Origin of the sequence: Enterococcus sp. C74 (genome assembly GCF_040887125.1) — a bacterium.
Lineage (GTDB): Bacteria > Bacillota > Bacilli > Lactobacillales > Enterococcaceae > Enterococcus_B > Enterococcus_B hirae.
In genome coordinates this window covers 299290-314450 of the sequence record NZ_JBFOFA010000002.1, presented here as the reverse complement: position 1 = coordinate 314450, position 15161 = coordinate 299290, and the positions used below count along the sequence as shown (strand labels likewise).

Genomic DNA, 15161 nt, shown 5'->3' with positions numbered 1-15161 from the left:
GGGACAAAAAAGTTGTCTCAGTATCTTCTTTTGTTTTATCACAAGCGTTTGGTTTTAGTGATGTAATACAAATAAGACCAGTATAAAATATTAGCTAAATGGCTATGCTAGTATAAATGACTTGAATAATCCTAAGATTTACTCAAGAATTTTTCAAAAGAACTTCTTTTATATAACAAACACTTCTTTTTTGATATAAAAATGGTTACGCTTTCATTAGAATAGAAATATCAAATAAAGGAGTGAGTAGAATGAAAAATAAATGTTGCATGATTACTTTGGCTTCTATTTTATTGTTAGGATGTGCTACACCAAGTGTCGTTTACGGAAAGGAACAAGAGGGACTATTGGCAAGAACAAGCCTTGCATCTGTTTCTCAATCTCTCAACAAAGGAAACGAGGGGCAAGTAAAAACAACAACACTTGGATTATCTGACGATGGGCAAGCGATCATTCAAGCAATCGGTAAAGGCAAGAATTTCAAGGGAAAACTTTATTTAAATTATATCCGAGATAAAATAACTGAAGTTTTCAAAGAATATAATGGAAATATTTTTAAACTTCTAAGTGAATTCTCTTCGTTGATATCAGACCAAATTTCAGAAGTGAATGTAAAAGAACGCTTTGATGTTAGTCCAGAAGTAATCAAACGTTTGATTACAATCAGTGCGATGTATGACATTGCTTTTGCAAAAGACAGTTGTTTTATGAACTTGCTTGGTGCAGCGAATGATGGAACGGCACCTGCTGAGCCTACAGGTTTTTATCCTAATACCACTCAATTAGAAGGAACGACCGTAAATAAGCAAGATGGAAAATTAATGACGTTGAAATCTTATTATGTGGATCAAAAATCAGATGTAACGGTGATGATTCATGGTGGTTTTCGAGGAAATTGGAATTTAGGGACAGTAACGGATGAGTATAATATCTTTTACAATGCGGGCTATAATTTATTATTTGTAGACCCTCGTGCCACTGGAAACAGTGGGGGCGATTATGTCACTTATGGACAATATGAGTCAGATGATGTGCTCTATTGGATCAATCGAGAAGTAGGAACTAAGCCGACACAAAAGATTTTACTTTATGGTGGCTCAATGGGGGCTGCAACTATGATGTCAACATTAGCTAAGGATATCCCAGCAAACGTAAAAGGAATCATCGAGAATTGCGGATTTAAATCAATTGATGAACAACTTAGATACACCTACAAAAATACCGTAGCGCCTTTATTAGGTTCAATATTTGGGGAAGAATTTGACATTGTAGCAGACGAAGAACATGAAGATCTATATATGGGATTGTTGAAAGAGTATTACTTTGACCAAGAATTAAAAATGAATGTGAATGAAAATCTACCTGAAATTGGTATGGCCACAACGATCCCCAAATTGATCATTCACGGAGATGCTGATCAAGTAGTTCCTCATGAAAATGCGGATGAACTCTATGATCTTTCCGGGGGCTATAAAGTCAAGTTGATTGTAGCAGGAGCTGGACATGGGGAAGCCCAATCCGTTGATCCCGTAGCGTATCAAACATATGTCACTAATTTTCTAAATTATCTTTTTGGAAGTCAAAGACATTAAGAAAAAATGATTGATCTTTCTGAGGAATGGGACGAAGTTTGACACGATCGAGAGAGTAGCGCCACGCATAATTAGGTTGATGAAATAAGCCGAAGAATCTAAAATCATTTCCTTGATTTTAGTGTTCTTCGGCTTGTTTTTACTACATTTACTCAAACCACAAGCAGTTACAAATACATACATGAAAGTATTGAACCTATCTGATCACGATCAAGATCAATGGAGAACGACTTAGTAGTTAAAGACATCTTCAGACCAATGAATGGGCATAGTGGATACTTTTGTATTCTTTTGGGGTACAGCCGGCGACCTTTTTGAACACTTGAATAAAATGACTTTGACTAGAATAAGCAAGCAAGTGACTGATTTCATCGTAAGAATGATCTGTAAACAATAACAAATGTTTTGCTTCGGTTATCTTTTTTTCTTGAATGTATCCGTGAATGGTAATCCCCATTTCTTTTTTGAAGTGGCTGCAAATATGTGCCTTATGTTTTTCAGTGATGGCAGCTAACTCGTCGACGGTGATGCGTTCGTATAAATGATTATCAATGTGGTTGACAATCGTTTTTACTAACATAGATTTTTGAGCTAAAGGAAAATTATGAAGAAGTTCCATAAAACGGAAGGTTGCTTCTTTCATATATTGCAGACATTCTTTGACTGAGTGGATATAAATCAGTCCCTGAATCAAAGAGTCGGACAGACCAAAGGCTTGATTGATCGGTACGCCTTCTTCAATACTCATTCTGGTGACGATGGCTACGAACGAGGCAAATTTAAGTTTCAACCCTTCCAATTCAAAGGGGGATAAAGAGACTTTATAGGTTTCTTTCATTTTATTGAAGACCCAAATGACTTTTTCAGGTTCGTTTCGTTTGATGTAATCTAGATACCGTAATTCAAAATGATACGAATCGAAGGTTTCTTTGTGGATCCGTCGATCATAAAGATTATTTTCCAGGCTGTAATCAGTGGATAGATTTTTTTTATTTTTATCTTGTTGAAAGTACCAAATAAATTCTTCCTTTTTGGTTGGCCGCTGAGTCAGAATCGTGTGTAATAGTTGGATATATTCTTCAAATGAATACTTGTCTTCTTTGGAATAGTGAATATTATAATGGTACTCATGTCCCATAAAAAAACAAGAGGTTTCTTTTGAACCGATAATACCGCAAGGGCCAATGATCATCTGATATTCCTTTTGATCAGATTTAAAACAAAAATAGCCGTATAAATAGGATGTTGTATGGTAAAGCTGGATCTGCTCTGTTTTTCTAAATGGAAAATAGGTACTGATCGTGATTGGTAAGTCTTCTAAATTTTTTGGATGGATGAGATATCCGTTTTCATCAAATAATAGCATCGGAATCAGATATTTTCGGTACAATAAATCCATAGTTATTTTAATCGTATCGGTAGTCATAATGTAAATACTCCTTGTGACGAATTCTTTCTTTTTATTTTACACGAATAAATTTTGTATAGCGCGAATATTTTGGTATAAACGCTAATTTTTTTATATAAAAATCGTTTTTTATTCTTTATAATCTGTTCTATAAAGCGGTTACAAAGGAGGCGCCGATGGAAGCAGAACAGTTACAAGCTTTGTTTGATCGATTATCTGTTCAGGAAAAAATCGCACAAATGATCCAACTGAATGGAAGTATTCTATCAGAAAATGATGTGATGAATACTGGGCCAATAGAAGAATTAGGATTACCTCAAGAGTTAGACGTATTTGAGATTGGCTCTATTTATAATATCAACGATCATCAAAAATTAAAAGAACTACAAACAAAAGTTTTAGCAAAAAGTAAACACAAGATACCCATGTTGTTTATGTCAGATGTCATTTATGGGTTTCGGACAATTTTCCCCATACCTCTAGCTCAAGCTGGTTCTTACGATTTTGAGCTAATCCAACAAGCAGCTAAGTTAACAGCAGAAGAAAGTTATTTAAATGGCTTACATGTCTTGTTTTCACCAATGTTAGATTTAGCGCGTGATCCACGTTGGGGGAGGGTTATGGAATCTCCAGGCGAAGATGTTTATACGGCGAAAGAGTTTGCAAAAAGTATCGTCAATGGTTATCAGGGAGATAGTGAGACAAAAATTCCAGAAAAACATGTAGCTGCATGTCTGAAGCACTTTGCAGCTTATGGAGCACCGGAAGCAGGACGTGAATATCAAGCGGTAGATATGTCCCATCAACGGCTTTTCAATGAATATCTACAGCCTTATCAAGCAGCAATTGAAGCAAAATGTGAATTAGTAATGACTGCTTTTAATTTGTTGAATGGGGTTCCTGCAACTGGAAATGAATGGTTGAATCGAGAGATTTTACGTTCTCGCTTTGGTTTTGATGGCGTATTAGTTTCAGACTATGCAGCAATCAAAGAACTGATTCCTCACGGGTATGCCAAAGACGAAATAGATGCAGCCAAAAAGGCACTCATTGCAGGTGTTGATTTAGACATGATGACTTCGATTTATGCCAATCACCTGTCTGAATTAGTACAAGAGCCACGATTTATGCAACTTCTCGATGAAGCGGTCTGGCGTATTTTAATGCTAAAAAATAAATTGGGCTTATTTGAAAATCCTTATCGTGGCTTGGAAGAAGTGAATACTGGAGAAATCTTAACCGAAAAAGCTAAAGAAGCAGCAGTCGAGTTGGTTGAAAAAAGTTGTGTTCTTTTAAAAAATAATGGCGCACTTCCATTAGTACCAAATCAAAAAATTGCTGTGATCGGTCCATACGGCGAAAGTCCTCTCACTTTAGGTTTTTGGGCTTCAGTCAGCGGAAAGCCACAAGATACGGTTACTTTGAAGGAAGGATTGAGTCGCCATTTTGCGACAGATCACTTAATTTTTGCTAAAGGATACAATTTATTCGATTCTTATGATGGGTTTGGACCTCTGAAAAAAGGAATGGAATTATTGAATGGGCCAATTGCAGAAGAGGAATCATTAATGGAAGAAGCTTACCAGATTTCTCAAAAAGCTGATGTGATTGTATTAACATTTGGCGAACAATTTCTCGAAAGTGGTGAAGGAGCTTCTAAAGCTCACTTACAGATTTCACAAAAACAACAACGTCTGATCAAAAAATTACATGAATTAAATAAACCAATTGTAGGCGTACTATACACCGGTCGGCCGCTAGTCTTAACGGATGTAGAAAAATATTTCGATAGTTTATTACTTGTCTGGTTTCCTGGAACGATGGGTGGGATCGGAATCGCTAATTTACTTGCTGGTAAAGTCAGTCCTTCTGCTCGTCTATCGATGACGTTTCCTAGAAGTGAAGGACAACTACCGATTTATTATGCTCAGACCTCCACAGGCAGACCAATATCAACAAGCAATCATTCTGAGCGTTTTGTCTCAAAATATATCGATGAATCCAATGATCCGCTATTCAAATTTGGAGCGGGAATGAGTTACGCCTCATTCGAAAGTCAATTACTGAGAAGTGAGCAAAAAGACCAATTTATTGAGATCAATTATTTAGTGAAAAATCGATCGGATGTTTCAGCAGAAACTGTGACACATCTTTATCTTCATCAAGAATATGCTTCGATTGTCCAACCGGAAAAACGATTGGTCAGCAGTCAGCGAATCTATTTAGAAGCAAATCAAGAAAAGCAAGCAAGAATCAATATTCCAATTTCTGACTTAGCTATCTTTGATAATAATGGAAATAGTTGGATAGAAGAAGGTGTCTACCATTTTTATTTAAATGTCGACGGGTTAGAAAGTGTTACCACATGGGAATATAAACAATAGGGGGATTACGATGGAAAAATTAGAAGCGTTTTTAGGAAGTAAGTTATTACCATTATCGCAAAAATTACAACAAAATAAAGTGTTAGCTGCTTTGATGGAAGGGTTTATTCGTACGAGTCCAATCACTTTGGGGATTGCGCTGATTACGATCGTAGGGAACTTCCCAATTCCTGGTTGGATCGATTATTTGACTTCATTAGGTATTTACCCACATGTAGAAGCTATTACAAATGGTGCAACTGGGGTATTTTCATTGTATGTCGTTTATAGTCTGGCTTTTTCTTATGCAAAACAACTGGGGACGAATGAGCGAAACGCAGCAATTATTTCTTTAGCTAGTTTTGTGATGTTGATGCCTCAAACTGTCGCAACAATGGCTATGCAAAATGGAGAGGCTGTAGACTCTACGATTGCAGCATTACGCTTAGATTTCTTAGGCGGACAAGGCTTGTTTATTGGAATGATCGTTGCGTTAGTGGTTACTCAACTTTATGCTTATCTATCGAAAAAAAATATTGTGCTTAAATTACCAGATAGCGTACCTCCGATGGTTACGCAATCATTGGCACCGGTCTTTGTTGTAACAATCATCTTTGTCTTTGTATTTATTCTGCGTATCTTATTTGGTTTGACAAAATCTGGCTCGATTTTCCAATTCTTTATCGATGTGATCAATGCACCGCTTAACGCGTTGGTTGCTAGTCCATTATCAATTATTATTATCATGGAAGTATTAGCTGTCCTTTGGTTCTTTGGGATTCACAACGCAGTTTTACAAGGACCATTAGGAGCAATCAGTATGACGATGGTTGTCTCAAATATCGCAGCTTTCCAAAAAAATGAAGCTTTGCCTTACTTGATTCCTTCTGTGATCTACATGGGAATGTACGCTGCAGGCTTCATGGGATTTGTGACGTTCTTTATGATTCGTAGTAAATCTGCCAAAATGAAACAACTTGGGAAATTATCCGTGATTCCTGCCATTTTCAACATTACGGAACCCTTGATGTTTGGTATGCCGATTATTTTAAACCCATTGTTTTTCATTCCACAAGTCTTTACACAGTTGATCGCAGGCTTTGTGACGTGGGGATTAACCACAACCATTTTACCGATTTCATTGAACCCAATGATAAGTTTATTGCCTTGGACGACACCAACTTTTGTTAAGATGCCACTTTCTGGTGGGATAAATTATACAATCTTGATGGTTATTTGCATGGGTATCGGGATCTTGATGTGGTATCCATTTATCAAGATTGCTGACAAAAAAGAGTATGAATTAGAATTAAAAGCAGAAGCCAAAGCTAAGGAAGCAAAAGAAAAGATGGCTGGTGTGATTGCAGAAGAAGTTCAAGCATAATGGAGGAGAGCAAATGGTCGTTTTAGGGATTGATATTGGAGGGACGATGATCAAGACCGCTCTGATTTCTCAGAATGAAGTTTCTTTTAAAAAGCGTTTTCCAACACCTTCAGACAAAGAGCAATTTCAACGATTATTATCACAAATGATTCGTGACTATCAAGAAATCCAATCATTCCATAAAATTGCTTTTTCAGTACCTGGATCGGTTGATCAGTCTGGGACAGTTCGCTTCGGCGGTGCTGTTCCTTATCTGGATCAACTCCAATTGCAATCGTTTTTAGAGTTGGAGAATTTCGAAGTGTTCGTTGAAAATGATGCCAAAGCTGCTACTTCCTGTGAAATGAAATATGGCAATTTAAAAGGGATCCAACAAGCCGCAGCAATTATTTTGGGAACTGGAGTTGGCATGGGCATTTGTATCAATGGACAGCTTTATAAAGGAACGCACATGCAAGCCGGTGAAATTAGCTTTATGATCCGTGATCGTCAGATTACTGGTCAAGACTCGTTTGTAGGTATGGGACTGTCGGCTGTTTGGTTGATCAAACAATTAGCTGAATTATTAAAAGTAGACAACGAGGGCGAACAGGTCTTTGCTGCCTTAAAAGACAGTGAGAATGAGTCAGCCAAAGCTTTATTTCATGATTATTGTAAACAGGTTGCTTTTCTTTGTTTCAATGTTCAAACGCTGCTAGATGTTGAAAAGATCGTCATTGGTGGAGGAATCAGTCAACAAGAATATTTGATCCAGACGATTCAACAAGCTTATCAAGAGCTGTTTACAGTAGCACCAATCATCAAAAAAACATTACAACCATTGACGATTGAAGCAGCAAAATTTCAAGCAGATGCCAATTTAATTGGTGCGGCCATAAAGGAGAATGAAGATGAAAAATAAATTTCCAACAGATTTTTTATGGGGAGCTTCTACCAGTGCTTATCAAGTAGAAGGCGCTTGGAATGAAGAGGGGAAAGAACCATCTGTTCAGGATATCAAGTCTATCCCAGAAGGAACGACTGATTTTAAAGTTGCCTCTGACCACTACCATCGATTGGAAGAAGATGTCCGTTTATTTAAAGAGTTAGGACTAAAAGCTTATCGTTTTTCGATTTCATGGAGTCGTGTAATGCCTAATGGAAAAGTGAATCCAGCTGGTATTGCTTTTTACAAACGTTTGATTGAGTTATTGAAAGAAAATGATATCCAACCAATCGCAACTGTTTTCCATTTTGATTTGCCTGCGTCCATTGCCGAAAAAGGTGGTTGGGAAAATAGAGAAACGATTCAAGCTTTTGCGGATTATTGTCAGGTATTATTTGACCATTTTGGGCAAGATGTTCCACTTTGGCAAACAATCAATGAACAAAATGTCATGGCATTGGCTGGTTCTGTAATTGGGACAAGTAATAAAAGTATGAAAGAAAAATTCCATGAAAACCATCATATGTTAGTCGCACAAGCCCTCGTGACCAGTAATTACCACAAAGGAAATTATAACGGCAAAATTGGACCAGCACCTAACATCGCTAGTGTGTATCCTGCTTCAGATAAACCAGAGGATCAGATGGCCGCTTTATATATGAGTGCGCTTAGAAATTGGCTCTTTTTAGATGTTGCTGTTTTTGGGAAGTACAATCATAATGCTTGGCATTTATTAGAGAAGATTGGTGCGGCACCAGTGATTACTGCAGAAGATCAAACGATTTTAGCAGAAGGAACAGGAGACTACATTGCTTTTAACTACTATAATACAATGACCGTCTCCAGTTATTTTGCCAAAGAACAAAAAATAGATCAGCAATCAGGTTTTGGGATTCCAGGATTCTTTCAAACAGTCGAAAATCCACATTTACCAATGACGGAATTTGGCTGGCCTATTGATCCAGAAGGGTTTCGTTTTACTTTAAATGAAATTTATTCTCGCTATCGCTTACCACTCTTGGTGACAGAAAATGGGATCGGTGCATCAGAACAACTCATTGACGGGAAAATCCATGATGATTATCGGATTGATTATTTACATCAACACATCCAGCAAATGGCTTTAGCGATTGAAGATGGCGTTGAGGTGATCGGTTATTGCCCATGGAGTGCGATTGATTTGATCAGTACCCATGAAGGAATCAATAAAAGGTACGGATTTATCTATGTCAATCGGACCGATGAGGAGTTACTCGATTTAGCACGGTATAAAAAGGATAGCTTTTATTGGTATCAACAAGTGATTGAGGAAAATGGCTTAGGAGAATGAAGCAATGAGAACAAAAGAAATTATTTTTGATCGCAAGGCAAATACCGGTCTCAAGCTTTACTTACAAGAAGAATTGTTTGAATCGCAGCCAATCGAAAAACGTCCGTTTATTTTAGTGATTCCTGGGGGTGGGTATTCTTTTTGTAGTGAAAGAGAAGGGGAACCGATCGCATTAAGCTTTCTGTCAAAGGGCTATCATGCAGGTGTTTTACATTATCATGTAGGAGAACATCGTCATTTTCAAAAAGCATTGTCTGATGGACAAAAAGCAATGGAATTACTTCAAGAATGTGCGGAAGAATGGCAGATTGATCGTCATAAGATTGCGGTCATTGGCTTTTCAGCAGGTGGGCATTTAGCAGCAGCCATGTCGACAATGTTAGCGACTAAACCCGCTCTATGTTTATTAGGTTATCCAGCTATCCTCTCTTCTTTTTCAGAGGTCATGGGTATTTCGGCTCCTTCTTTGGAAGAATGCGTGACGAGTGATACGCCGCCGACGTTTTTATTTTCCACATTTGAAGATTCGATCGTTCCTATCGAAAATTCCTTACTATATTTACGTGCGTTAGAAGAAAATGATGTTCCTTTTGAATCACATATTTTTCAAAAAGGACCTCATGGACTTTCTTTGGCAACTAAGTGGTACCGCACATCTGATGAAGTGACAGACGAACGTTTTGCTCGCTGGTTTCCATTTGCGATGGAATGGATGGAATCACAGTGGGAAGAACAAGAAAAAGGCAACGAATTATCGACCAGAGAGATCATCGACATACCGATTTTTCAACTCGTAAAAGAGGCAGAAAATCAGCAAGTTCTCCAACGATTTTTCCCTAGCTGGCAAGATCCTAGTCGTTTCAAATTAGTAAAAAGACTTAATTTAAAGCAATTGCGGCGAATGATTCCAGATCAAATGACGAATGAACGATTTGAACAATTGATCGATGGATTGAATCGACCAAAGGAGGAGCATTGAATGCAAGCTTACCTTGTCCATGAAAGTTATAAAGCGACCAATCGTCTGACGGCTGAACAGCCTCAGGAACTTACGGAGTTAACTTTTTATAAGAACAGTAAAAATGCTTGTCAGTTACTACTTCATGACGGGCGAAAAAACCATTTCGTACTATCGGATGAATTTTCGATACCAGATGCTATTGAGATACCGATTTATCGTATCGCTATCGAATCCTCGTTACCAGTAAAAGCTCAATTTATTGACTATTATTTAGGCAACGAAGATATATTGTATGCGGATAAGTTGTTAGAACAAACAGTGAAAACTTATTCAGGCGATCGTTATGCGCCAATTTATCTGGAATTTCCTTTGGATACTGAAATCAAGTCTGGCAGCTATTCACTAGAAATAACAGTTTACCGTTCATATTTGACAGCCGGTGACGAAGAAGTAGTGACGAAAAAATTAATGATTGACGTTTCAGATTATTGTTTTCCAGATAACGTGACTCAGAAATTTAATTTGGACATCTGGCAACAACCGTCTAATTTAGCGAGAAGTTTTCAAGTCCCACTTTGGAGTGAGACTCATTTCCGATTGATTCGCGAAATGGCTTCCAGTTTAGCAGCTATTGGGCAAAAAGCGGTAACGGTGATCGCAGGCGAGATCCCTTGGAAAGGTTGGTTTAATTATATCGTCAAAGACTATCCAGCGAATCTTTATGAGTACTCGATGATTAAAGTCAAAAAGGATCTCAAAGGAGAATTGACGTGTGATTTCACCATTTTAGATCGCTATCTTCAAACAATGGCAGAAGCAGGTATCGATCAAGAAATCAACGTCTTTGGTTTGTTAGGTGTGTGGCAAGTACCATTCTTCCCATTGATCCAACAGTTAGATTACCCTGAAAAAATTGTGGTTCGCTATTTTGATGAAGCCTTGCAAAAGATCGGATTCATCGAAAACAAAAATGAATTGAAGTCCTATTTCAACCAATTATTTGAGCATTTCAAAGAGATTGGGGTATGGGACAAAGTCAGGATTATCTCTGATGAGCCGAAGATTCACGAAATAGACACCTTTAAAGCTTCATTAGCAGAATTAAAGTCAGTGGATACTAGTGTTCAGATAAAAGTCGCTTTTGATAAAGAAAACGTCTTGGAACAATTGCTGCCAGATGTCGATTTTCCGGTCACTTCTTTTTATTGTACGTGCAACCATTATCAGCAGTTAACACAAAGCCATCCAGGAAAGACACAATATTATATTTGTAATTATCCTGATCGTCCGAATACCTTTTTACACAGCTCATTATTAGAGACTCGTATCCAAGGAATTTTAGCGCATTGCTTCAAAACAGATGGTATGCTGCGTTGGGCATATAATTGCTGGCCAGAAAATGTGCGAGAAGATATCCGCTATAATACTAGTTCGTTACCGATCGGTGATACTTGTCTCATTTATCCTAGCTATTCTGGACAGTTATTGTTGTCTTTACGTTACAAACAATTGCAAAGAGGAATTGAAGATTTTTACCTGGTCAAAGAAGCAGTGAAAAAGAATCCGATTGTCACACAACAATTGTTAGATGCATTTCTAGGCAGCAGCGAACCAAAAGAATGGATGCAAGATAGCCACACAAGCAACCAGCGTTTGTTTAATCAACAGGCAGACGAATACGAAGCATTTCGAAAACAATTGATTGCTTCCTTGTCTTAGAGCTGAGTACTTATTTTGTGATTGCTTTTTCAGAGTGAAACAAAAGGGACGCTAAGCTCCAGATGTTTTTTGAGTACCTTGCTAAACAGCAGACCTTCCTTTTCAGAATCAAGCCCCAAAAATTGAAAGGCTCGTATGGTTTTTCATTCTTGATTTTGAAGTAGCAGGGTTGCTTATAACATAAAGAGAAGCCAAAGGAGCCGAAACCAAGTTTGATTTTCGCTCAATTTGGCTTCTTTTTACGGTAATGTCATATTTGAGTATTTTTTTATTGAAAAAAATAACAGCGTTTACCTGTTCTGCTCGTAACTTGTGAAGGAATCAGGTAAAATAGAGTAAAGGAGGAGGATATATGCTAAAAAATTTAAAAGAAGTTGTTATCGCCATTTTACCAATGACACTTTTAATTGTTATTTTAACTTTTATTTTTTCACCGCTTGACTCAGATGAAATGATTTCTTTTTTGTTTGGGGCAGGGATTATGATGATTGGCATGACACTATTTTTATTTGGCGCCGATTATTCGATGATGGAAGTCGGGCGATTAGTGGGAAAATATATGATCAAAAAGAAAAGTCTCACAATCCTCATTGCTTTAGGATTTATGATTGGAATTGTAATCACGATCGCAGAACCTTCCGTTCAAGTGTTGGGACAACAAGTCAATCAGATTTCTGAAGGAAAGATTGGCCGAGTTTTGTTAATTGGAATTGTAAGCGTTGGCACAGGTGTCTTTTTAGCGTTTGCTCTGTTACGGGTTGTCTTCAAATTATCTTATTATCAATTGATGGCGATTGGTTATGTTGGTGTATTAGTCGCTTCATTTTTTACAAGTAATGAATTTATGCCGATTGCTTTTGATTCTGGAGGCGTTACGACTGGACCGATTACTGTTCCTTTTATTCTAGCATTAGCTGGCGGACTGACTAGTATGATTCGTCAAGAAACAAGTGCCAATGATAGCTTTGGGATGGTTGGGATTGCATCTTTAGGTCCAATTCTGGCAGTAATGATTTTAGGGGTGATTTTTCAATGAAGATAGTCCAAGAATTATTTTCGGGAATAGAAATCATTTCCTATGAGGTGTTAATCGCCATATCGCCGATCATACTATTATTCTTAGTCATGAACTTCCTGAGCTTTCAGATGAGTAAAGAACGTTTCTGGGCTATTATCAAGGGCTTTTTGATCACTACTGTCGGATTGATCTTATTCCTGCATGGTGTCGATCTGGCTTACGTTCCTGTTGGACAACATCTAGGTAGTGTACTTGCTAGTTTAGAACATAATCAGCTTTTGATACCTTTAGGGTTCTTGATGGGGTTTTTAGTTGGTTTCGCAGAACCAGCGATCCATGTCATGGTTAAACAAGTGGAAGAATTGAGTGAGGGAAGAATCAAAGCAAAAATCATGTTAGCAGTCATCTCTATTGGGATTGGCTTAGCAGTTGGGTTATCTATGTGGCGTTTATTAGTTGGGTTTTCTCTCTACTATTTTTTGATTCCAGGATATGGCTTAGCTTTCATTTTAGGGCGCAAGGTTGATAAAATTTTTCTTGCTATGGCATTTGATAATGGAGGGGTAGCGACTGGCCCCATGTGTTCCACGTTCATTTTATCGATGTGTGTGGCAATCGCCACGCAAATTGAAGGAAGAGATCCGATTATTGATGGATTTGGAGTAGTGGCTATGATTGCATTGACGCCCATATTATCGACATTGGTTCTAGGCTATATCTACAAAAGGAAAGATGAAAAAGATAAACAAGCCAAACACAAATTACAACAGTTGGAGGGAAAAAAATGAAAGATCCTGTAGCGTTGAATCTGAATATGATCGTCACGATTGTTGATGGGGGAATGGGGTACGAAGTGATTAAGTTTTCAAAAACCGCCGGAGCAGCTGGAGGTACGATACTCCATGGGCGTGGATCAGGGATTCATGATTCTAGTAATTTTTTAGGTCTGGAAATCTCACCTGAAAAAGATATTGTGTTAACCCTCGTACCTGATAGTTTAACCAATCAAGTCATGGAGACGATTGGTCAGGGAATCAACATTGATGTTCCAGGAAATGGTATCTGTTTTAGTATTGATGTCGATAAAGTCATTGGGATCACTAAAATCCACCAATATCGGGAAGTGATCGAGATGAAAGAATTGATGGAAAAAGAGGAGTGAATCTGCAATCGCTCAGGTGGTTTCATTGTTTTAAGGAGAATTTGATGAATTACTAAATTTTTATGAAACCCTCCTCTTTTACCAGACAACTTTTTAAAAATATGCTATGTTAAAAATGATAAAGGGGGAGAAAAATGAATTTTTTAGTGGTGCTAAAGGATCAAGTCATCAACCGTTCGACCTTTCTTTATGTTCAGTTAAACAAGGGGAAAACTTTGTTGCATTTTTCGCCAGAGTTTCATTTAGAAGGTCAAACACTAGGAGAAATCTATCAATCAGAAGGGTTAACTGCACTTTTGCTCTTTTTTAATAGAGAACTTGATTTACCTGTGAAAGATTACCTTGAGCTTTCATTGACAAGTTGGGATCAGGCAGTAACAGAGCTATTTCCAAATGGCTTGATAATCAAGGAGAACGGCCAGTTGATACAGTTAACGGTCAGTGAACTTCAAAGACAAATGCGTTATAAAATTGATGAGAAAGATTCGTTTTCAATTTTTCAACGGCAACAAAAAATCTTAAAAAGTTTTTTAAGTGAAATTGGTAAAAAACGCCATTTATTAAAGACAACTCAATTATTAAAAAAATATCCTGATTTAGTTCATACATCGATTCAATTAACACAATTCTTAACGCTGATTCGCCGATTTGTTCGCTTGAAGGAAGTGCCTTCTAGAAAGCTCACGTTACCGTTAGCGGATACATTTCGTGTCGTCCAAAGAGCGCAGGAAAAGAAAGTCATCGTGATTGACTTTATGAAGAATCGGAATGCACTTCATCAATTAACAATGGAAAAAGCGAATTAAAGCTTTTTCTTTTTGCTTTTTTTTGCCATAATAAGAGCAACAGGAGGAGTTACGATGGCACAAATTTGGTTAAGACGCTTGATTGAATACAAAAGAAAATACAACCAAGTGATGCAAGGACGTTATGCAACATTTGATTCGTTGAACCGAGTATTGTTGATTCTGGCACTATTCTTTCGTCTGTTTCAATTTTTACTTCCTTTTTCAATCGGTTATTTCTTATTTTGGGGATTACTCGGTCTGATCGTATTTCGATTGTTATCGAAGAAAATCTATGTAAGAATAAATGAAAATCGTAAATTCATCGAAAAATCGAATCAAATAAAATTATGGTTTTCTCAGTTGAGAAAGCCAAAAAATTCAAAGAAAGTGATGGAGTACACGTTTTTTTCTTGTCCTACTTGTCACCAAAAGCAAAGAGCGCCACGAGGTAAAGGACGAATTCGAGTGACTTGTCAAAAATGCGGTACCCAATTTGAAACGAAAGTCTAGG

The 15161-nt window shown here is 37.5% G+C and carries 12 protein-coding genes and 1 pseudogene; 12 read left to right on the top strand and 1 reads right to left on the bottom strand.

The window, feature by feature from the left end; all coding sequences use genetic code 11:
* Positions 1-461: 461 nt before the first annotated feature.
* Positions 462-1574: pseudogene (locus tag AB3H93_RS04255) on the top strand (alpha/beta hydrolase); the annotation flags it as partial.
* 268 nt (positions 1575-1842) lie between these two features.
* On the opposite strand, the gene AB3H93_RS04250 reads toward AB3H93_RS04255, so the two are convergent.
* On the bottom strand, positions 1843-3018 hold the full coding sequence (locus tag AB3H93_RS04250; protein WP_010737701.1) for a helix-turn-helix transcriptional regulator: 1176 nt from the start codon (positions 3016-3018) through the stop codon (positions 1843-1845).
* 158 nt (positions 3019-3176) lie between these two features.
* Here AB3H93_RS04250 and AB3H93_RS04245 point away from each other — a divergent pair, with 158 nt between their 5' ends.
* The 11 genes from AB3H93_RS04245 to AB3H93_RS04195 all read left to right on the top strand — a co-directional run bounded on the left by AB3H93_RS04245 (position 3177) and on the right by AB3H93_RS04195 (position 15160).
* Entirely contained in the window at positions 3177-5384 is a 2208-nt protein-coding gene (locus AB3H93_RS04245; protein ID WP_368020196.1) for a glycoside hydrolase family 3 N-terminal domain-containing protein, read from the top strand.
* Between the two features lie 10 nt (positions 5385-5394).
* Positions 5395-6747, top strand: a complete 1353-nt coding sequence (locus tag AB3H93_RS04240) for a PTS sugar transporter subunit IIC (RefSeq protein WP_368020195.1) — start codon at positions 5395-5397, stop codon at positions 6745-6747.
* A gap of 13 nt (positions 6748-6760) precedes the next feature.
* Positions 6761-7648 carry an ROK family protein gene (locus AB3H93_RS04235; protein WP_368020194.1) on the top strand — a complete coding sequence of 296 codons (888 nt, stop codon included), beginning with the start codon at positions 6761-6763 and terminating at the stop codon, positions 7646-7648.
* Complete coding sequence (locus AB3H93_RS04230; RefSeq protein WP_368020193.1) at positions 7638-9002, top strand: glycoside hydrolase family 1 protein; 1365 nt, start codon at positions 7638-7640, stop codon at positions 9000-9002. The genes AB3H93_RS04235 and AB3H93_RS04230 overlap by 11 nt, the downstream gene beginning before the upstream one ends.
* A gap of 4 nt (positions 9003-9006) precedes the next feature.
* On the top strand, positions 9007-9981 hold the full coding sequence (locus tag AB3H93_RS04225) for an alpha/beta hydrolase (RefSeq protein ID WP_063627196.1): 975 nt from the start codon (positions 9007-9009) through the stop codon (positions 9979-9981).
* On the top strand, positions 9982-11682 hold the full coding sequence (locus AB3H93_RS04220; RefSeq protein WP_368020192.1) for a DUF4091 domain-containing protein: 1701 nt from the start codon (positions 9982-9984) through the stop codon (positions 11680-11682). It abuts the gene before it with no gap.
* Positions 11683-12034: 352 nt separating this feature from the next.
* A complete protein-coding gene (locus AB3H93_RS04215) occupies positions 12035-12718 on the top strand; it encodes a DUF1538 domain-containing protein (protein WP_368020191.1) in 684 nt (227 codons plus the stop codon).
* Entirely contained in the window at positions 12715-13488 is a 774-nt protein-coding gene (locus AB3H93_RS04210; RefSeq protein ID WP_010719018.1) for a DUF1538 domain-containing protein, read from the top strand. Before AB3H93_RS04215 ends, AB3H93_RS04210 begins: the two co-directional genes overlap by 4 nt.
* Positions 13485-13862: a P-II family nitrogen regulator gene (locus AB3H93_RS04205; protein WP_010719019.1), complete on the top strand. Its 378-nt coding sequence runs from the start codon at positions 13485-13487 to the stop codon at positions 13860-13862. Before AB3H93_RS04210 ends, AB3H93_RS04205 begins: the two co-directional genes overlap by 4 nt.
* Before the next feature lie 134 nt (positions 13863-13996).
* Complete coding sequence (locus tag AB3H93_RS04200) at positions 13997-14668, top strand: hypothetical protein (RefSeq protein WP_010737691.1); 672 nt, start codon at positions 13997-13999, stop codon at positions 14666-14668.
* A 54-nt stretch (positions 14669-14722) separates the two neighbouring features.
* Positions 14723-15160 (top strand): hypothetical protein, encoded by a 438-nt coding sequence (locus tag AB3H93_RS04195; RefSeq protein ID WP_034698189.1) that lies wholly within the window; start codon positions 14723-14725, stop codon positions 15158-15160.
* The last annotated feature ends 1 nt before the right edge of the window (position 15161 follow it).